The sequence below is a fragment of the Pseudomonas sp. RIT-PI-r genome, assembly GCF_001297015.1.
In the GTDB taxonomy this organism is placed as follows: Bacteria; Pseudomonadota; Gammaproteobacteria; order Pseudomonadales; family Pseudomonadaceae; genus Aquipseudomonas.
In genome coordinates, this window is record NZ_LIGE01000046.1 from 21245 (window position 1) to 39449 (window position 18205).

Below are 18205 nucleotides of genomic sequence, written 5' to 3' on the forward strand. Positions count from 1 at the left end.
CCCCATGAACGCCCCTTTGCCGTCCGAACCGGGCATCCGCGTCAGCCTCGCCGAGCTGATCGAGATGCGTCATCGGGTGCGCGAAGTGCAATTGTTTTCCACGCCGAGTCAGCGCAGCCCGCTGATCGGCCTGCATCACTCGAAATTCCGTGGTCGCGGCGTCGACTTCGATCAGGTGCGGGTCTATCAGGCCGGCGACGACGTGCGCACCATCGACTGGCGCGTGACGGCGCGCACGCAAGAGCCGCACACCAAACTTTTCCATGAAGAACGCGAACGGCCGATTTTCATCATGGTCGAGCAAAGCACGCGGCTGTTTTTCGGTTCCGGGCTGATGTTCAAATCGGTACTGGCGGCGCAAGCGGCGGCGCTGATCGGCTGGGCCGCGCTGGGCCACAACGATCGGGTCGGCGGACTGGTATTCGGTGACAACGAGCATTACGAAATCAAGCCACGACGCAGCAAGCAAAGCCTGCTGCAACTGCTCAACCGTCTGGTGAAGGTCAATCAGTCGCTGCACACCGAGCGTGAGCCGGATCGCGATGCCTTTGGCGTAGCCCTGCGCCGCGCCCGCGAAGTGCTGCGCCCCGGCAGCCTGGCCATCGTGATCTGCGATGAACGCGCGTTGTCCGACAGCGCCGAGCAACAGCTGAGCCTGCTGGCGCGCCATTGCGATCTGCTGATGCTGCCCATCTCTGATCCGCTGGATCATGCCCTCCCCGCTGCCGGCCTGCTGAGGTTTGCCGAGCGCGGCGCACAACTGGAACTCGACACGCTGAATTTCGACCTGCGCCAGACTTATCGCGCCCAAGCCGAAGCACGCATCGCCCGCTGGGAACTGCTCGCGCAAAAGTTGCGGGTGTTGCTGATGCCGCTGAGCACGCAAAGTGAAATGGTCGAGCAGATGCGCGCGTTCCTCAATCCGCAGCGTCCGGGGAAAGGTCGATGAACGGCCTCGAACAACTGCACCCGCTGATCTCGCCGCCCCCGATTGCCTTCTGGCCACCGGCGCCGGGTTGGTGGCTGCTGCTTCTGTTGCTGCCGCTGCTGGGTTTCGCCGTAAGGCGCCTGCGCCGTTTCATTCCCATGAAGAAACGCCCGATCGTACGCGCCGAACAGCCGCTCGACCCGGTGCGCATCGCCGCCCTCGCCGAACTCGCGCAAATGCCCAAGCCCTACGACGGCGCCCCGGCCGGTGCCTGGTTGCAACAACTCAATGGCCTGCTCAAACGCCTGTGCCGCAACCACTACCCGTACAGCCAGAGCCACACCCTCAACGGGCGTAAATGGCTGGCATTCCTCGATAACCGCTGCCCGGCGGCGGGCCTGACGCGCTGGATGGTGCTGGTCGAAGGCGCGTACAAACCGGAATGCAAACTCGACGACAAGGCCATCGCCGGCCTGACCCAAGCCGTCGACACGTGGATTCGCAAACATGTTTGAGTTCGCCTGGCCGTGGATCTTTGCGCTGTTGCCGCTGCCGTGGTTGATGCGCCTTGTGCTGCCGGTGGCCGACAGCGGCGAACCGGCGCCGCAAGTCAGCTTTCTGTCCGACCGCGCAGGCCTCGCCCGCCGTCGCGCCCGGGCGAATCTGCCGGCGTGGCGTCAACAGGCGCCGTTCATGCTGCTGTGGCTGTTGCTGCTGACTGCCGCCGCTCGCCCGCAATGGCTCGGCGAGCCGTTGCCGATTGCCGCCAGTGGCCGCGATCTGCTGGTGGCGGTGGACGTGTCCGGCTCCATGGATTTCCCCGATATGCAGTGGCAGGACGAAGAAGTCAGTCGCCTGACCCTGGTGCAACATCTGCTCGGCGATTTCCTTGAAAGCCGCGACGGCGACCGCGTCGGTTTGATCCTGTTCGGCAGTCAAGCGTACCTGCAAGCGCCATTGACCTTCGACCGCCACACCGTGCGCGTCTGGCTCGACGAAGCGCGGATCGGCATTGCCGGCAAGAACACCGCCATCGGCGATGCCATCGGTCTGGCCCTGAAACGCCTGCGCATGCGCCCGGCGCAAAGCCGCGTGCTGATTCTGGTGACTGACGGCGCCAACAATGGCGGTGAAATCGATCCATTGACCGCAGCCAGATTAGCCGCCAGCGAAGGCGTGAAAATCTATCCAATCGGCATCGGCGCCAATCCGGAAGACAGCGGTTCGACCGGTCTGCTCGGCGTCAATCCGAGCCTGGACCTCGACGAACCGGCGCTCAAGGCCATCGCCGAAGTCACCGGTGGCCAATACTTCCGTGCGCACGACGGCAAAGAACTGCAAGCGATCAAGGACACCCTCGACCAGCTCGAACCGGTGACCCAGCAACCGACTCAGGCACGCCCGGCTCAGGCGTTGTATCACTGGCCTCTGGCACTGGCGCTGTGGTTGAGCCTGCTGCTGGTCGCCCGCGAATTGTGGCCGGATAACCCGCTGCAACGCCTGTTCAGCAAGGAGCTGTATCTGCAAAGCCCGCTGCCTGACTGGCGCGAGCGTCTCAAGCGCCTGCGTCTGCGGAGGCGCCGATGATCGCGCTCTGGCCGCACTGGTTCCGTCCTTGGTGGCTGTTGCTGCTGCCGCTGCTCGGCTGGTTGATCTGGCAGCTCTGGCACCGGCAGAAACGCGCCGGGCGCTGGCAGATGATTCTGCCGCCGGCATTCCACGCCACTTTGCTCAGCGGCGGCAACGGACGTGACAGCAAACTGCCGTGGATCGCCCTCGGCGCGGCGTGGTTGCTGACCGTTCTGGCGCTGCTCGGGCCGAGTTGGGAGCGTGTCGAACAGACCAGCCAGAAACCTGCCGACCCTTTAGTGGTGGTGCTCGAACTGACCCCGGAAATGCTCGCCACCGATTCGCCGCCGACACGACTGGAACAGGCGCGGCGCAAGCTGTTCGACCTGTTGCAGGCGCGCAGCGATGCGCAGACCGCCATCGTCGTTTACGCCGGCAGCGCGCACACGCTGGTGCCGTTGTCGGATGACCTGGCCACCAGTCGCAACCTGCTTGATGCGCTCAAGCCATCGCTGATGCCGCAGAGCGGTCATCGCGCCGATCTGGCGGTGAGCAAAGCGCTGGCCTTGTTGAAGCAAGGCGCACTGGGTCAGGGGCGGATTCTGTTGATCGGCTCGTCACTTGATGAACAGGAACGCCAAGGCATTCGTCGTGCGCTCAGTGGTGAATCCGCACAATTGTTGATGCTTGGCGTCGGCACTGCTGAAGGTGCGCCGATTGCTCAAGAGGACGGCAGCTTCCTTAAAGACGAGCAAGGCGCAATCCGTGTGCCGCAGCTCGACAGCCCCGGCCTGAGCGCCTTCCTCAACAGTGTCGGCGGCGACTACCACCCGGCACGACTGGACGAAGCCGACCTCGGCGCCCTCGGCCTGCTCAATGGCCCGCGCAGCTTGCGAGACGATGGCCAGACCGTGCGCCTGGACACTTGGGCCGATCAGGGTTACTGGCTGCTGCTGCCACTATTGTTGCTCGCTGCGTGCGCCGGGCGTCGCGGCTGGTTGTTCTGCCTGCCGTTGCTGCTGTGCCTGCCACAGCCGAGCTACGCTTTCGACTTCGAAGATTTGTGGCTGCGCCCGGACCAACAGGGCCTGCATTTGCTCAAGCAAAAGCGCCCGGCCGAAGCCGCGCAGCATTTCGACGATCATCAGTGGCAAGGGGTGGCGTTGTACGAGGCTGGCGACTACAGTGGCGCCGCCCAGCGCTTTGCCGAGGGCAGCGACGCCCGCGCCCACTACAATCGTGGCAACGCCTTGGCGAAAAGCGGTGAGCTGGAAGCAGCCATCGATGCGTACGAGCAGGCGCTGGAACTGCAACCGGATCTGCGCCCGGCACAGACCAACAAGGCACTGGTGGAGAACCTGCTGAAGCAGAAAAACACCCCGCCGCCCGTTGAGCCGGAACAGAAACCGACCGAGCAAAGTCTGCCCGGCGATGAACCGCCACCCGCTACCGCGCCGCCGCCTGCGGTGAAAAGCGAAACCCAGGGCGACACGCAGCCCGCCGAACCGGCCAGCGAACCACCGCCGACCACGCCGCCGCAACCGGGCCCCAATGAGATTCCGGGCAGCGACGAGGAAGAAGAAACCGACACCGTGCCCACCCTGCGCCCCACCGAGGACAACCTCGAAGGCGAACAACGCCAGGCACTGGAGCAATGGCTGGGCAAGATCCCGGATGACCCGGGCGAACTGTTGCGACGCAAATTCTGGTACGAACAGCAACAACATCAGGATCAGGAAAACACTCGATGACCCGTTTCACCGCTCTCTTGCTGCCCTTGCTGATCTGCACGGCCACCGCCCAGGCGACCGAGTTGACCGCCAGCGTGGATCGCAGTCGCCTGAACTCCGGCGAGACGGTCGAACTCACGCTCGAAACCAGCGACGTCACCCAGTTCGGCAAACCTGACCTGACCCCTCTGGAGCCGCTGTTCGAAGTGCGTGGCACGCGCCAGGTCAACCAGTTGAACACGCTCAATGGCGACAACCGCGCGACCACCCGCTGGATCATCACGCTGTTGCCGAAAGAGAACGGCAGCGTGGTGATTCCGCCGTTGCAGATGGGCGATGTGCAGAGCCAGCCAATCACCGTGCAAGTGGTTGAAAGCGCTACCCGCGAAGACAACAACGGCCTCGATCCGGTGTTCATCGAAGCCAGTCTCGATCAGTCCAGCGTCTATGTGCAGGCCCAGGCGATCCTGACGTTGCGCATCTACCATTCAGTGTCGCTGTACGACGACAGCAGCCTGACCCCGTTGCAGATCACCGATGCGCGCATCGAGCAACTGGGCGATACGCGAACGTACGAGAAAGACATCAACGGTGTGCGCCACGGCGTGATCGAAATGCGTTATGCGATCTACCCGCAGCACAGCGGCTTGCTGACCATTGCCCCGCAAACGTTCAGCGCCACGCTGGTCGATCCTCAACCGTCCCCGGACGTCAGCGCACAAGGGCCGAAGCCGGGCAAACTGATGCGTGTCAGTTCCGCCGACATCCCGTTGACGGTCAAACCCAAACCCCTGACCTACCCCGTCGACGCGCCATGGCTGCCCGCGCGCAGTCTGACGTTGAGCGAAAGCTGGAATCCGGAACCGGAGCACACGCAGGTGGGCGACTCGCTGACCCGCAGCCTGACCCTGAAAGTCGAAGGTCTCGCCAGTTCGCAACTGCCAGTGCTGCCCGCCACCGACGTCAACGGTTTGCGCCGCTACCCCGATCAACCGGTGCTGAGCAATCAAAGCACCGACCGCGGCCTGGTCGGCACGCGCGAAGAACGCGAAGCGCTGGTGCCCAGCCGTAGCGGCGCAATCGACCTGCCGACGGTCGACGTGGTGTGGTGGAACACCTTCGAAGATCACCTGGAACACAGCAGCTTGCCCGCACGCACCCTGCAAGTGGCGAACAACCCGAGCCTGCAGGTCGATACGCCGGCCGGTACGCTGCAACCGAGTGTCGTCGATAACGATGTGTTGTGGTGGTGGAAGCTCAGCACGCTGATTCTCGCCTGCACCACCCTGCTCGGCTTCGGCCTCTGGTGGCGCGCGCGCTGGCAACCGGCGGTACATCGCGCCGCCCAAACCGGCCCGAGCCCGCGCACCTTGATGGATGACATCAAGCGCGCGAGCCAGGCCAACGATCCGCAAGCAACGCGGCAGGCGCTGGATGCGTGGGCGCGTCAACAGCCGGAAACCCTGGCGGACATGGCGGCGCGGTTTGTGCCCTTGTCGGACGCCCTCGACGGGCTCAACGGCGCGCTTTACAGCGAAACCGGCCAGCATTGGCAAGGTGAAGATTTGTGGCGAGCGATCCGCACGATTCCGACCGCTGAGCGCGTACACGACCCAGTGGGCGACAGTGGCCTGCCACCGCTTTATCCGAAGTAAAAGATCAAAAGATCGCAGCCTTCGGCAGCTCCTACAGGAGTTATGTGTAGGAGCTGCCGAAGGCTGCGATCTTTTGATTTTGCTAAAGATCAAAAAAGACCAAAGGCAATCGGCGGCACGCAGATTGATGCGCAGGTTTAAAGTCTACCTGTCATTTCCAGAGGACAGACGATTACATTCTTATAAATAATCCAACCAGTCATTTGAATTAACCGAACGCCCCTTTTCACAAAAATCCTCATATCGCTCTCTGTATCTATCTAGAGAAGCAGCTGCAACATCTATGCAAATATATCCACGCCCTCTCTCCTCAACAGACAGAGACACGGGATTTATTTTGATCGGAGAGTCGCTTACCACGATTCCCGACAATTTCGACCTGTGAAATATAAAGCTCTTCCCTCCACCGAGTGGAAGAACCAGCTCTGCAACTGCAAATATTATCTCCGGCCTTGAAATCTCGTAGCGATCACCCTCCGCATAGTTTTCGCAGTAGTTCTCCGGAACGAGGAACAATCTATGATTTATAATTACCAGCCACCCTTGCAAGTCAACACAAGCGCCAACTTTCATTACCACTCCCCAATCACAGTAGCGTCACATAGCATTAGCCAACGCTTTTTCTGTTCAAGCGCTGTCTTTTGACTCACCGTAGCTCTTGAGAAAGAAACACATTGCGCACGGTGTCCATGTCCGACCGAATGGCTTTCAGTTCTTCGTCATCGGCCCCGGCTTCGGCCAGACTCTCAACGCTGCACTGCCCGTACGTATCGATCAAAATACCCAACATATCAACCGCGTAGGGGCTGTCTTTCGATAACTTCAGGCCTCGCCGGAGACCTTCCATATAAATCGCCGTCTGCAGGATTGCATTGGGGCCAGGTGCGTCTTTGCGCATCAGGCGCTCCAGCTCGTCCTGAGCATAGGCAAATGCTTGCTCGGGACGAAACCCGAGCTCATCCATCGCGTGAGAATAAAGCCCTTTGACCATCCCTCTGGCCTGATTGAACAAGCTTTCAACACGCATTTCTCTTCTACTCCGGTTCAACCAGCGGCGATTCGCACCAGCGAAAACGATGTCAATATAGTGGCTCGATGGTAGGCAGCGGATATCAGGGCGTCAATTTTTTGAAATCGACGTGATACGCGCGTCCTCCTCCCGGACAAGCCCTCCCAGCGCAATAATCTGTAAACTCTCCCCTTTTCGCCGCGCGCTCCATCCGTGGCCATCAACTCATTCTGTAGCGGAGTCCACCTTGCGTCTGTTCCACACCTCCGACTGGCACCTTGGGCAAAACCTGCACGGCCAGGAGCGCGATTTCGAGCATGCGTGCTTCCTCGAATGGCTGCTGCGCCAATTGCAATTGGCGCAGCCGGATGTGCTGCTGATTGCCGGGGACATCTTTGACACGGTCAATCCGCCGGTCAAAGCCCAGGAACGCCTTTACGATTTCATCGTCAGCGCCCACGAGCAGCAGCCGTTGCTGACCATCGTGATGATCGCCGGCAACCACGATTCCGGCTCGCGGATCGAACTGCCCGCGCCGTTGATGCGCCGTTTGCGCACCCATGCGCCGGGCCGGGTGTTGTGGCTGGACGATGGCCAGCTCGATGCCGAACGTCTACTGCTGCCGCTGCCCAATGCACAAGGCGAGATTGCCGCGTGGTGCCTGGCGCTGCCGTTCCTGCGCCCGGCGGAAGTGACGGGCGCGCATTTGGGCGACAACTATTTGCGTGGCATCGGTCAGGTGCACGAATGGCTGATCGAAGCGGCCAACGCCAAGCGCAAACCCGGCCAGGCGCTGATTGCCATCAGCCACGCGCACATGGCCGGCGGCTCGGTATCGGAAGACTCCGAGCGCAGTCTGATCATCGGTAATGCCGAAGCCCTGCCCGCCAGTCTCTTCGGGCCAAGCATCAGCTATGTCGCCCTCGGCCATTTGCACAAGCCGCAGAAGGTCAACGGTGAAGAACGCATTCGCTACAGCGGTTCGCCGATTCCGTTGTCGTTCTCTGAGATCGGCTATCAGCATCAGATTCTCGATATCAGCCTCGATGGCGAAACGCTGGTCAGCGTCGAACCGAAACTGATCCCGCGTTCGGTCAATCTGCAACGTATCGGCCCGGCACCGCTGGCCGAGATCCTGCTGCAACTGGCAGACCTGCCGAACATCGATCTGCTTGCCGAAACCCAGCGTCAGCCGTGGCTGGAAGTGCGGGTGATCCTCGACGAGCCGCAGCCAGACCTGCGCCATCAAGTGGAAAATGCCCTGCAAGGCAAAGCCGTGCGGCTGGTGCGCATTGCCGCCGAATACGCCGGTAAACGTGGCGCTGACGGCGAGGAGGAAGGCACCACACTGATCGAACTCGACCAACTGACGCCGCAGGAACTGTTCAGCCGCGCCTGGCTCGACAACTACGGCAACGAGGTCGATGAGCAAACGCTGAAGGACTTCGCCGAACTGCTGCAAGACGTACAACTGGAGGGCGAGCAGCCATGAAGATTCTCGCCATTCGCTTGAAGAACCTCGCCTCGCTGGCCGGTCCGTTCGAAATCGATTTCACCGCTGAACCGTTGGCCAGCGCTGGGCTGTTTGCGATTACCGGCCCGACCGGCGCCGGCAAAAGTACCCTGCTCGATGCTTTGTGTCTGGCGCTGTTCGGTGCCGTGCCGCGCCTGAACAACACCGGGCGTGACGCCAAAGTCCCCGATGCCGACGGCGAAATCGCCACCGGTGACCCGCGCACTTTGCTGCGTCGCGGCACCGGCGAAGGTTATGCCGAAGTGGATTTTGTCGGTGTCGATGGCCGACGCTATCGGGCGCGCTGGGAAGCCAATCGTGCGCGTGAGAAGGCAGGCGGCAAGCTGCAAGCCAGTCGTCAGAGCCTGCGCGACATCGATCAGGATCAACTGCTCGCCAGCCAGAAAGGCGAATACAAAACCCAGCTGGAAGCGGCACTGGGCCTGAACTTCGAACAGTTCACCCGCGCCGTGCTGCTGGCGCAGAGCGAGTTCAGCGCGTTCCTCAAAGCGGACGACAACGATCGCAGCGAACTGCTGGAGAAACTCACCGACACCGCGCTGTATACCCGCCTCGGCCGTCGCGCCTTCGACAAGACCAAAGAGGCTCGCGAAGCACACAAGCTACTGCAGGATCAAGCCACCGGCGTCACCCCGTTGCCACCCGAGGCGCGAGCGGAACTGGATGAGCGCTTCAACGCCGCGCAGCAACAACTGAAGTTGCAGCAGGCGCAGCTCAAACAACTTGAGCAACAGCACGGCTGGCTCAAGGATTTGCGCGTATTGCAGGACGCGCAACAGGCCGCCACCGAGCAACTGCACAGTGCACGGCAGCAATCGGAAAGTCTGGCCGGCGAGCGGGTGAAACTGACACGACTCGAACAGCTCGGCCCGCAGCGGCACCAGTTCGCGCGTAAAACCGAGCTCGATGCGCTGCTGACGCCACTGGCTGCGCAAATAGCCGCGCACACGCAGCAACACACAGAACTGACTGAGCGCCAGACGCAACTTGAACAAGCCCTCGAAGCGGCAAAAGTCACTCTGAGCCAAGCGCAGCAACGGCAAGGGGAGAACGCGCCGCTGTTGCGTCAGGCCTTTGAAGAGCAAAGCACCCTCGCCCGCCTGAGCAAGGATGTGGCGGCTGCCGCTGAAGCCCGAGACAGTGCAAAAACCGGCTGCACCGAAGGCCAGAAAACCATACAGGTTTTGCAGGAAAAACAGACTCAGGTCGGCGAACGTCTGCAACGCATCGCCGCTGAGCTTGAGCAAAGTGCCCATCTGGCGCCGTTGAGCGACGCGTGGAATGCCTACCGTGATCGTCTGCAACAACTGATGCTGATCGGCAATCGCCTGAACAAGGGTCAGGCCGAGCTGGCGAGCCTGGAAGATAACGCCGCCCGTAGCGCCGATACATTGACCACGCAGAAACAGCAACTGGAAGTGTTGTTCAAGGAAGCCGGCGCCGAACCCGACGCCGTCGCCGAACAGATCGGCCTCCTCGGCACGCTGCTGCAGGACAACCGCAAACAACTGCGCGCCTTTGAAGACTTGTCACGCCTGTGGGCCACGCAACAGGATCTGGACAAGCGCAGCAGCGAACTGCAACAGCGTCAGCTCAGCGCCCAGCAGGAGCGCGAACGCCTGACCCAGGACGGGGTGAAAAGCAAAGCCGAACTGACCGTCGCCGAACAAACCCTCAACGTCACCCGCGAGCTGCTCGAGCGCCAGCGGCTGGCGCGCAGTGCCAGTGTCGAAGAGTTGCGCGCGCAGTTGCAGGATGATCAGCCGTGCCCGGTGTGTGGCAGCAATGAGCATCCGTATCACCAGCCGGAAGCACTGCTGCAAAGCCTTGGTCGTCATGATGAAAGCGAACAGGCCAACGCGCAGCAAGTGGTCGATCAGCTCAAGGAAAAACTCAGCGAATTGCGGGCCGACGTGGGGGCGGTCATTGCTCAGCAGAAAGAGCTGCTGCAACAGCAGGAACAACTGACGACTCAGCAGCAAGCACTCGCGCCAAGCCTCGACGCGCATCCGCTGGCCGCGCAGTTGTTCAATCAGGACGCCGACAAGCGCGATGCCTGGGTGAGCCGGCAACATGAGCAACTGAACCAGAGCATCGCTCAGGACGAACAACGCCAGAGCGCCCTGCTCACCCTGCAACAGGATGCCGCGCGTCTGACCCAGCAATTGCGTCAGGCCGAAACGGCGCATCAGCAGGCCGCGCAACAGCTGAGCAACCAGCAACGCGAACTGAGCAGCGACCACCAGCGCCTTGACGAAGAACTGACGGCATTCGCCACCCTGCTCCCGGCCGACACCCTTGAAGCCCTGCGCCAGGAGCCGGCGGCTACCTTCATGCAGCTCGACCGGCAGATCGCCGAGCGCCTGGCGCAAGTCGATCAGCAAAAGGAAGAGTTGAGCGAGCAGCAACAACGCCAGCAGACCCTGGAAAAAGAACAGGATCGTCAGCAGACCCGAGTCGTGCAAGCGCAGACGGCGCAGCAGCAGTTCACCGCGTTGGCCGATCAGCAGCAAATCTGCCAGCAGAAACTCACGCAATTGCTTGGCGAGCACAGCAGCGCCGAACAGTGGCAGCAGCAGCTTGAGCAGCGGGTGGAACAGGCACGCAACGCAGAAGCCAACACCGCGCAGGAGCTGCAAAGCGTGCGCACGCAACTTGTGCAGATCGCCGCTGAACTCAAGGCGCAGCAAGAACGCTTGCAGGCGCTGGAAAGCGAAGAACAGGATCTGGCGAGCAAGATTGCCGACTGGCGTGCGCGTCACCCCGAGCTGGATGACGGAGGCCTCGAAGACTTGCTGCGGGTCGATGACACGCAACTCGGCGAACTGCGTCAACGCTTGCAACAGAACGAAAAAGCCATTGAGCAGGCCACGGTCCTGTTGCAGGAGCGTGAGCGGTTACTGCTCGACCATCAGGCACAAAGCAACGGCAATCTCGACGCCGAACAACTCGCTACAGCTCTGGCTGACCTGCAAAACCAATTCACTGTCAGCGAACAGCAGTGCGCCGAACTGCGCGCCGAGCAAGTCGAGGATCAACGTCGGCAGAACGCCAATCAGGCGCTGGCCCAGCAAATCGCCGACGCCTACGCCGAGTATCAACGCTGGGCGCGGCTGAGTGCCTTGATCGGTTCGGCGACTGGCGACACTTTCCGCAAGATTGCCCAGGCCTACAACCTCGACCTGTTGGTGCATCACGCCAACGTGCAACTGCGCCAACTGGTCAAACGCTATCGTCTCAAGCGCGGCGGCAGCATGCTTGGCCTGCTGGTGATGGACACGGAAATGGGTGACGAACTGCGCTCGGTGCATTCGTTGTCCGGCGGCGAAACCTTTCTGGTGTCGCTGGCGCTGGCCTTGGGCTTGGCATCGATGGCCTCGAGCACGCTGAAAATCGAATCGCTGTTTATCGATGAAGGCTTCGGCAGCCTCGATCCGGAGTCGTTGCAACTGGCGATGGATGCGCTCGATGGCTTGCAGGCCCAGGGTCGAAAAGTCGCAGTGATTTCCCACGTGCAGGAAATGCACGAACGGATTCCCGTGCAGATTCAGGTGCAGCGTCAGGGCAACGGTTTGAGCACACTGGAGGTGAAATGAACACGTTGTATTCCTTCCGCCGCTGCCCGTATGCGATGCGGGCGCGGATGGCCCTGCGCTATTCGGGCGTGCCGGTGGACATCGTTGAAGTCAGCCTCAAGGCCAAACCGGCGGAGATGCTGGCGATCTCGCCCAAAGGTACGGTGCCGGTGCTGGATGCCGGTGGGCGGGTGATCGATGAGAGTCTGGAGATCATGCACTGGGCACTGGCGCAGAATGATCCGCAGGACTGGTTGCTTGATGGCGATTCGCGAATTGCCGAGTTGATCGAGGCGAATGATCAGGGGTTCAAGGTTGATTTGAATCGCTACAAGTATGCCGAGCGTTATCCGGAGCAACCGATGGAGTTTTATCGGGCTGAGGGCGCGGTGTATTTGCAGCGGTTGGAGGGGTTGCTGCAGGATCGCGATTATTTGCTGGCGGATCATCCGAGCCTGGCGGATATCGCCCTGCTGCCGTTTGTTCGGCAGTTTGCGCATGTCGATCGTGAGTGGTTTGCCCAGACGCCTTATGTTCGCTTACAAGCCTGGTTGCAGCGTTTCCTCGAATCCGACCTCTTCACCTCGATCATGAAGAAATAACCCTTACCTTCCTGCGTTGATCGTTCCCACGCTCTGCGTGGGAATACCTCAAGGGACGCCCTGCGTTCCAATCGGACGCGGAGCGTCCGGGGCTGCATTCCCACGCGGAGCGTGGGAACGATCAGTCAAGCGCTTTACGCCAGCGCGTTGCACATGCCGAGTGCCATGCAATCCACTTCGAATGGCCCGAGAAAATCGGCCGAAGCCTTTACCGGTGGATTCCCCGCCATCAGCCCCAGCGTATTCGCCCGTTCAATGTTGTGCGCGATGTTGTGGTTGGCCTCTATGGCCCGGGCCAGTGCGCCTACCGAGCCTTGGCCGATACCCAATAATGAAGCGCCGTTGGTGAAGAACGCCAAACCGGCAACTACCCAAAGTCTGTAGCCCTTCATGCGCCGCCGACTCCCGCGAGTTCGGCCCGGTCGACCATCACGCTCTGCGAGCGGACTTCGAACTGGATGCCGGGGTGGGCGACGTCGATCGGTGCGTCGAACGTGTGTTCCATCTGCGAGGCGATGCTGACGACCAGCACCACGGCCAGGTACAGACCGATGGCCAGGTAGGCGCCGCGTTTGGCTGAAGTGATGATTGCGCTGGCCATGGTGTTCTCCCGTGGGCATGTTTCGATGCCCACAGAATCAATCAAATAAGCCGCGCTAACCACTCAGGGTTTGCCATAGTGAACATCAGCTTCGTTGATTATTTAGCCAGTCTATCTGCGTGTTTGAAGAACCCTATCGTGCTGCGAAAAACACACGCAAACGCGTAGGAGCTGCCGAAGGCTGCGATCTTTTGATTTTGCTTTTGCCGATCGTTCCCACGCTCTGCGTGGGAATGTAGCCCGTGACGCTCCGCGTCACTGGACGCAGAGCGTCCCTAGAGGCATTCCCACGCAAAGCGTGGGAACGATCAGGGCAAGATCAAGATCGCAGCCTTCGGCAGCTCCTACAGGGGAGTTCGGTGCAGGCGTTCAGTGCTGGGCTTTGTGATCCAGTGCGGCGTAGAAGTTGGCGCTTTGTTGCAGGTATTTCTGGGTGTAGCTCTGGGTGTGGGATTTTTTGCTGGCGATTTCAACGTTGGCACCGGCTGGCAGTACCACGGTGGCAGAGATGGCGGAAGCGGCAATCACGGAGAAGAGATTGAAGTTCATGGCGGTAACCCTCGTGTTCGGTTGGCTTGCTTGCCCGGTTGGGCCGTGAAGCAAACTTAACGCTCGAGGGTTGATTGCCTGAAATGCTTTGTAACGTTAGCCGATATCAGTGCAATTAATACAAGCAGACAGGCCCCGTAAACCGGGGCCTGTGGCTTATTGTCGCAGCAAAAACTTCAGGTCGCTCGGCGCGTCCATCGGCAGTTTCTGCACGGTTTTACCGAGCAGACCGGTCTTGGCATCGCGCTCGACGACGACAATCTGGTTGCTCTTCTGGTTGGCGATCAGCAGGAATTTGCCACTTGGATCGAGGCTGAACTCACGCGGGTGATCACCCTCAACCGAACGCTTTTGCAGCTCTTTGAGCTGCGCGGTCGCCGGATCGATGCTGAACACCACCAGCTGATTGGCGGTGCCACGGTTGCTGACGTAGAGGAACTTGCCATCGGCAGACGTGTGCAATGCCGCCCCGGCCTTGTCCGATGTCGGCTGACCGGTGGCCAGATCGACCAGTTGGGTTTGCGTCAGTACGCCGTCGTGGTAGTCGAACACCGCGACCTGCGCGCTCATTTCCATGGTCAGCCAGGCGTGCTTGCCGTCAGCACTGAACAGCAGATGACGCGGGCCGCTGCCGGCCGGCAAGGGCACTGCGGCGGTCATCGCCGGCGTCAGCGGCAAGTCCGGGTTGGCCTTCGGATCGAACAGGTAGACGAAAACCTTGTCCGCGCCCAGATCGTTGGAGAATACGTAGCGGCCGTCAGGCGAAGAAACCGTCGAGTGCACGTGGTTGGAGGCCTGGCGCTCAAGATTGATCCGGCTGGCCGGGTGCGCGCTCATCTGCACGACAGGTTTGAGTTTGCCGTCGGCACCGACCGGCAATACCGCCAGCGTTCCACCCGGATCTTCCATCACTGAATAATTGCTGACGAACAAGTGGCTGGCGTCAGCGCTGAGGCTTGAATGGGTCGGCTCGTTGCCCAGGCTTTGCACTTGATTGATCAGGGTCAGCGTGTGGGTTTTCGGATCGATCGAATAGCTGCTGACGCGACCGACCGGGTCTTCCTGGCCCGGGCCGTTCTCGTTGACCACAAACAGGCGCTGCTGGTCTTTGGACAGGGTCAGCCAGGACGGGTTTTCACTTTTGACCACTTGCAGCGGTTTCGCGTCGATCTGGCCCGTAGCGCTGTCGAAGTTCATTCGATAGATGCCCTGGCTGGTGCCGGCGGTGTAGGAACCGACCAGCAATTGGAAGCTTTCTGCGGAGGCCGTGGACAGGCCCATGGCACCGACGCTGCCGGCCATCAGCAGCGGCCAGAATTTACGCATTTTCATCAGTGTCATCCTCATCGTCGCTGCTGCTGACTACATCGCCGTGGCAGACCAGGCGGTGTTCGCCGACCGCTTTGGTTTCATTGAAATAACCGACGATCAGCCAGCTTTGCAGGGAGTCATCAAACGTTGCCGCTGCAACCTGAGCCGGGGTGAACTCCCAATGCTTGGCCGCTCGGCCATCGATGCATTCGATGTGCAGGTTATCGTCCTCGTCGAGGGCGAATTCGAAGGCATGCAGGCCGTCGATTTCGACCATACCGCAGTGTTCGAGGGCGTTGAGAAGGGTTTGGGCAGTCATGGCAAACAGTCTTTCTAAGGGGGGAAAGGGCCAATGATAGCTCATTGTCGTACCTGCCCCTTGTAGGAGTGAGCCTGCTCGCGATGGCGGTGTGTCATCCAACAGATATGTTGAATGCGAAACCACTATCGCGAGCAGGCTCACTCCTACAGGGGATTGGGGGGTGTCAGAGGGCTTCGCGGCTAGGTTTGCCGTCGACCAGGCGCTGGATGCGCAGCGGGTTGGCATTTTTCAGCGGCTCGGGCAGCAAGCTGTCCGGGTAATTCTGGAAGCACACCGGGCGCAGAAAGCGGTCGATGGCCAGCGTACCGACCGAGGTGCCGCGTGCGTCGGATGTCGCCGGATACGGCCCGCCATGGACCATCGAATCGCACACCTCGACACCGGTCGGATAGCCGTTGAGCAGGATCCGCCCGACCTTCTGTTCCAGCAGCGGTGTCAGTTCTGCGAAGCGCTCGAAGTCCGCCAGCTCACCAATAATAGTCGCAGTGAGTTGCCCGTGCAGGCCATGCAATGCCGCACTGAGTTGCGCCTGATCCGCCACTTCGACAATCACCGTGGTCGGGCCGAACACTTCTTCCTGCAGCACTTCATCGCCATTGATCAGCAGACTGACGTCGGCCTTGAACAACTGTGGCTGCGCCTGATTGCCCTGCTGTGGATTACCCGCAAGATGTTCAATACCGGCGTGTGCCAACAGCTTCTGCAAGCCTTTGCCGTAGCTGCCGAGAGTGCCGGCGTTGAGCATGGTTTGTGCCGGTTGATCACCGATCAGACCCGCAACCTGCTGCACGAACGCGCTGAACTCTGGCGAACGAATGCCGATCACCAGACCCGGATTGGTACAGAACTGACCGCAGCCCTGCACCACCGAAGCGGTCAGGTCGCGGGCGACGGTTTCCGAACGCTCGGCAAGGGCCTGCGGCAGGATGATCACCGGGTTGATGCTCGACATCTCTGCAAACACCGGAATCGGTTGCGGGCGCGCAGCGGCCATGTCGCACAGTGCCCGACCGCCCTTGAGCGAACCGGTGAAGCCGACTGCCTGAATCGCCGGATGCTTGACCAGCCACTCACCGACGCCACCACCGTAAATCATGTTGAACACGCCCGCCGGCATGGCGGTTTTTTCAGCGGCGCGGATCAGTGCATCGGCGACCAGTTCAGCCGTGGCCATGTGACCGCTGTGAGCCTTGAACACTACCGGGCAACCGGCGGCCAGCGCCGAAGCGGTATCGCCGCCAGCGGTGGAAAAAGCCAGCGGAAAGTTGCTTGCGCCGAACACCGCCACCGGGCCGAGGCCGATGCGGTATTGGCGCAGATCCGGGCGTGGCAATGGCTGCCGATCCGGCAGCGCCTGATCAATCCGCGCCCCGTAGAAATCGCCCCGGCGCAGCACTTTGGCGAACAGACGCATCTGCCCGCTGGTACGCCCGCGCTCGCCTTGAATCCGTCCGGCCGGCAATGCGGTTTCGCGGCATACCACGGCAACGAAGTCATCGCCGAGGGCATCCAGCTCATCGGCAATCGCATCGAGAAACTGCGCGCGACGTTCGGCGCTGAGGCTGCGATAGGCCGGGTATGCGGCAGCGGCAGCTTTGGCAGCGGCGTCGACTTCTTCAGCCGTGGCCTGGATGAAATCGTGTGGCAGCTGTTCGCCCGTCGTGGCGTCGACCGATTGCAGTTTGACGTTGCCAGCGGCGCTGCGCTGACCGCCGATGTAGTTGTGACCGAGAATCTGAGTCATGGGATCTCCTTAAAGGGTGCCGATGCTGTCCGGTTCATAAGCCGCTGGGACCGGGACGATGCCATTGACCAGCGGCGCACCGAATTCGGCCTGGCTGATTTCAAACACGTCACCCGGTTGGGTGCGGATGCCATCGGCGAACGACAGGGTCGCGGTGCCGAAGAAGTGAATGTGTACGTCACCGGGACGGAGGAACTGGCTGTACTTGAAGTGGTGGTATTCGAGGTTGGCGAGGCTGTGGCACATGTTCGCCTCGCCGCTGAGAAACTCGTTCTGCCAAAGCACTTCGCCGTCACGCAGGATGCGGCTGCTGCCTGCCAGATGTTGAGGCAATTCACCTGTGCGAAGTTCCGGCCCATAGCTGCAACTGCGCAGTTTCGAGTGTGCGAGGTACAGGTAATTCTTGCGTTCCATGACGTGGTCGGAGAACTCGTTGCCAACCGCAAAGCCCAGTCGATAGGGCTTGCCGTCGTTGCCGATGAGGTACAGGCCGGCCATTTCCGGCTCCTCGCCGGCGTCTTCGGCAAACGGCGGTACTGGGAACGGCTGGCCTGGACGGACAACAATGCTGCCGTCGCCCTTGTAGAACCATTCTGGTTGCACACCGGCCTGCCCCGCCGCCGGTTTGCCGCCCTCCACGCCCCATTTGAAGATACGCATGGTGTCAGTCATCGTCGCTTCGTCGCCGCCCTGCTGATGCATTTTGTCCCGCGCCGAGGCGCTGCCCAGATGGGTCAGGCCGGTGCCGCTGATCAACATGTGCGCCGGATCCGGGTGATCGAGTGGCGGCAGGATGCGCAGTTGCGACAGCAGTTCGGCGTAGTCATGGCTGATGCCGAGGCCGAGGGTTTGCACTTGCTGCTCAAGGGTGTTGCCGGCCTCGATGGCGGCGAGTGCCAGATCGCGCACTGTGCGGGCGTCCTGCACTTCGCGCACCAGACCGTTGTCGACCACGCCGACGCGGCGTTCGCGGTTGCTTAATTCGAATTGAACCAGATGCATATGTCCTCTCCTGTCTACAAAACTTCGAAACACTGCAAAACCCTGTGGGAGCTGGCTTGCCAGCGATGGCAATC

17 protein-coding genes are annotated in these 18205 nt (G+C 61.0%); 8 read left to right on the plus strand and 9 right to left on the minus strand.

Annotated features, from left to right (window positions below; all coding sequences use genetic code 11):
* Positions 1-4 precede the first annotated feature (4 nt).
* The 5 genes from AK821_RS26890 to AK821_RS26910 are packed head-to-tail and all read left to right on the plus strand — an operon-like array spanning position 5 to position 5882.
* Positions 5-949, plus strand: a complete 945-nt coding sequence (locus AK821_RS26890) for a DUF58 domain-containing protein (RefSeq protein WP_064392954.1) — start codon at positions 5-7, stop codon at positions 947-949.
* Complete coding sequence (locus AK821_RS26895; protein WP_064392955.1) at positions 946-1443, plus strand: DUF4381 domain-containing protein; 498 nt, start codon at positions 946-948, stop codon at positions 1441-1443. Before AK821_RS26890 ends, AK821_RS26895 begins: the two co-directional genes overlap by 4 nt.
* Entirely contained in the window at positions 1436-2515 is a 1080-nt protein-coding gene (locus AK821_RS26900; RefSeq protein ID WP_064392956.1) for a vWA domain-containing protein, read from the plus strand. The genes AK821_RS26895 and AK821_RS26900 overlap by 8 nt, the downstream gene beginning before the upstream one ends.
* Positions 2512-4248: a tetratricopeptide repeat protein gene (locus tag AK821_RS26905; RefSeq protein WP_064392957.1), complete on the plus strand. Its 1737-nt coding sequence runs from the start codon at positions 2512-2514 to the stop codon at positions 4246-4248. Before AK821_RS26900 ends, AK821_RS26905 begins: the two co-directional genes overlap by 4 nt.
* Positions 4245-5882 (plus strand): BatD family protein, encoded by a 1638-nt coding sequence (locus AK821_RS26910; protein ID WP_064392958.1) that lies wholly within the window; start codon positions 4245-4247, stop codon positions 5880-5882. The genes AK821_RS26905 and AK821_RS26910 overlap by 4 nt, the downstream gene beginning before the upstream one ends.
* 180 nt (positions 5883-6062) lie before the next feature.
* Here AK821_RS26910 and AK821_RS30660 read toward each other — a convergent pair whose 3' ends face one another.
* Both AK821_RS30660 and AK821_RS26915 read right to left on the minus strand, forming a co-directional pair.
* Positions 6063-6455, minus strand: coding sequence for a hypothetical protein (locus AK821_RS30660; protein WP_152974197.1), 393 nt, complete (start codon positions 6453-6455; stop codon positions 6063-6065).
* 73 nt (positions 6456-6528) lie between these two features.
* A complete protein-coding gene (locus AK821_RS26915; RefSeq protein ID WP_064392959.1) occupies positions 6529-6909 on the minus strand; it encodes a hypothetical protein in 381 nt (126 codons plus the stop codon).
* A gap of 229 nt (positions 6910-7138) precedes the next feature.
* Between AK821_RS26915 and AK821_RS26920 the strand changes: the two genes are divergently transcribed.
* The 3 genes from AK821_RS26920 to AK821_RS26930 are packed head-to-tail and all read left to right on the plus strand — an operon-like array spanning position 7139 to position 12602.
* Positions 7139-8383 (plus strand): exonuclease SbcCD subunit D C-terminal domain-containing protein, encoded by a 1245-nt coding sequence (locus AK821_RS26920; protein WP_064392960.1) that lies wholly within the window; start codon positions 7139-7141, stop codon positions 8381-8383.
* Complete coding sequence (locus tag AK821_RS26925) at positions 8380-12021, plus strand: AAA family ATPase (protein ID WP_064392961.1); 3642 nt, start codon at positions 8380-8382, stop codon at positions 12019-12021. Before AK821_RS26920 ends, AK821_RS26925 begins: the two co-directional genes overlap by 4 nt.
* Positions 12018-12602, plus strand: a complete 585-nt coding sequence (locus AK821_RS26930; protein WP_064392962.1) for a glutathione S-transferase — start codon at positions 12018-12020, stop codon at positions 12600-12602. The genes AK821_RS26925 and AK821_RS26930 overlap by 4 nt, the downstream gene beginning before the upstream one ends.
* 134 nt (positions 12603-12736) lie before the next feature.
* Here AK821_RS26930 and AK821_RS26935 read toward each other — a convergent pair whose 3' ends face one another.
* The 7 genes from AK821_RS26935 to araD1 all read right to left on the minus strand — a co-directional run bounded on the left by AK821_RS26935 (position 12737) and on the right by araD1 (position 18131).
* Entirely contained in the window at positions 12737-12994 is a 258-nt protein-coding gene (locus AK821_RS26935; protein WP_064392963.1) for a hypothetical protein, read from the minus strand.
* Entirely contained in the window at positions 12991-13203 is a 213-nt protein-coding gene (locus tag AK821_RS26940; RefSeq protein ID WP_064392964.1) for a hypothetical protein, read from the minus strand. Before AK821_RS26940 ends, AK821_RS26935 begins: the two co-directional genes overlap by 4 nt.
* Positions 13204-13572: 369 nt before the next feature.
* Positions 13573-13752, minus strand: coding sequence for a hypothetical protein (locus AK821_RS26945; protein WP_026000548.1), 180 nt, complete (start codon positions 13750-13752; stop codon positions 13573-13575).
* Between the two features lie 156 nt (positions 13753-13908).
* Positions 13909-15084 (minus strand): lactonase family protein, encoded by a 1176-nt coding sequence (locus tag AK821_RS26950; RefSeq protein ID WP_064392965.1) that lies wholly within the window; start codon positions 15082-15084, stop codon positions 13909-13911.
* On the minus strand, positions 15071-15382 hold the full coding sequence (locus AK821_RS26955) for a DUF5629 family protein (protein ID WP_064392966.1): 312 nt from the start codon (positions 15380-15382) through the stop codon (positions 15071-15073). The genes AK821_RS26950 and AK821_RS26955 overlap by 14 nt, the downstream gene beginning before the upstream one ends.
* A 166-nt stretch (positions 15383-15548) precedes the next feature.
* Positions 15549-17129, minus strand: a complete 1581-nt coding sequence (locus AK821_RS26960) for an aldehyde dehydrogenase (NADP(+)) (RefSeq protein WP_064392967.1) — start codon at positions 17127-17129, stop codon at positions 15549-15551.
* A gap of 9 nt (positions 17130-17138) precedes the next feature.
* On the minus strand, positions 17139-18131 hold the full coding sequence (araD1, locus tag AK821_RS26965; RefSeq protein WP_064392968.1) for an AraD1 family protein: 993 nt from the start codon (positions 18129-18131) through the stop codon (positions 17139-17141).
* Positions 18132-18205: the final 74 nt, after the last annotated feature.

What these genes read in the sequence shown, in the direction of transcription:
- AK821_RS26890 (WP_064392954.1), top strand. Translation starts at nt 5, where the DNA reads ATGAACGCCCCTTTGCCGTCCGAACCGGGCATCCGCGTCAGCCTCGCC.
- AK821_RS26895 (WP_064392955.1), top strand. Translation starts at nt 946, where the DNA reads ATGAACGGCCTCGAACAACTGCACCCGCTGATCTCGCCGCCCCCGATT.
- AK821_RS26900 (WP_064392956.1), top strand. Translation starts at nt 1,436, where the DNA reads ATGTTTGAGTTCGCCTGGCCGTGGATCTTTGCGCTGTTGCCGCTGCCG.
- AK821_RS26905 (WP_064392957.1), top strand. Translation starts at nt 2,512, where the DNA reads ATGATCGCGCTCTGGCCGCACTGGTTCCGTCCTTGGTGGCTGTTGCTG.
- AK821_RS26910 (WP_064392958.1), top strand. Translation starts at nt 4,245, where the DNA reads ATGACCCGTTTCACCGCTCTCTTGCTGCCCTTGCTGATCTGCACGGCC.
- AK821_RS30660 (WP_152974197.1), bottom strand. Translation starts at nt 6,455, where the DNA reads ATGAAAGTTGGCGCTTGTGTTGACTTGCAAGGGTGGCTGGTAATTATA.
- AK821_RS26915 (WP_064392959.1), bottom strand. Translation starts at nt 6,909, where the DNA reads ATGCGTGTTGAAAGCTTGTTCAATCAGGCCAGAGGGATGGTCAAAGGG.
- AK821_RS26925 (WP_064392961.1), top strand. Translation starts at nt 8,380, where the DNA reads ATGAAGATTCTCGCCATTCGCTTGAAGAACCTCGCCTCGCTGGCCGGT.
- AK821_RS26930 (WP_064392962.1), top strand. Translation starts at nt 12,018, where the DNA reads ATGAACACGTTGTATTCCTTCCGCCGCTGCCCGTATGCGATGCGGGCG.
- AK821_RS26935 (WP_064392963.1), bottom strand. Translation starts at nt 12,994, where the DNA reads ATGAAGGGCTACAGACTTTGGGTAGTTGCCGGTTTGGCGTTCTTCACC.
- AK821_RS26940 (WP_064392964.1), bottom strand. Translation starts at nt 13,203, where the DNA reads ATGGCCAGCGCAATCATCACTTCAGCCAAACGCGGCGCCTACCTGGCC.
- AK821_RS26945 (WP_026000548.1), bottom strand. Translation starts at nt 13,752, where the DNA reads ATGAACTTCAATCTCTTCTCCGTGATTGCCGCTTCCGCCATCTCTGCC.
- AK821_RS26950 (WP_064392965.1), bottom strand. Translation starts at nt 15,084, where the DNA reads ATGAAAATGCGTAAATTCTGGCCGCTGCTGATGGCCGGCAGCGTCGGT.
- AK821_RS26955 (WP_064392966.1), bottom strand. Translation starts at nt 15,382, where the DNA reads ATGACTGCCCAAACCCTTCTCAACGCCCTCGAACACTGCGGTATGGTC.
- AK821_RS26960 (WP_064392967.1), bottom strand. Translation starts at nt 17,129, where the DNA reads ATGACTCAGATTCTCGGTCACAACTACATCGGCGGTCAGCGCAGCGCC.
- araD1 (WP_064392968.1), bottom strand. Translation starts at nt 18,131, where the DNA reads ATGCATCTGGTTCAATTCGAATTAAGCAACCGCGAACGCCGCGTCGGC.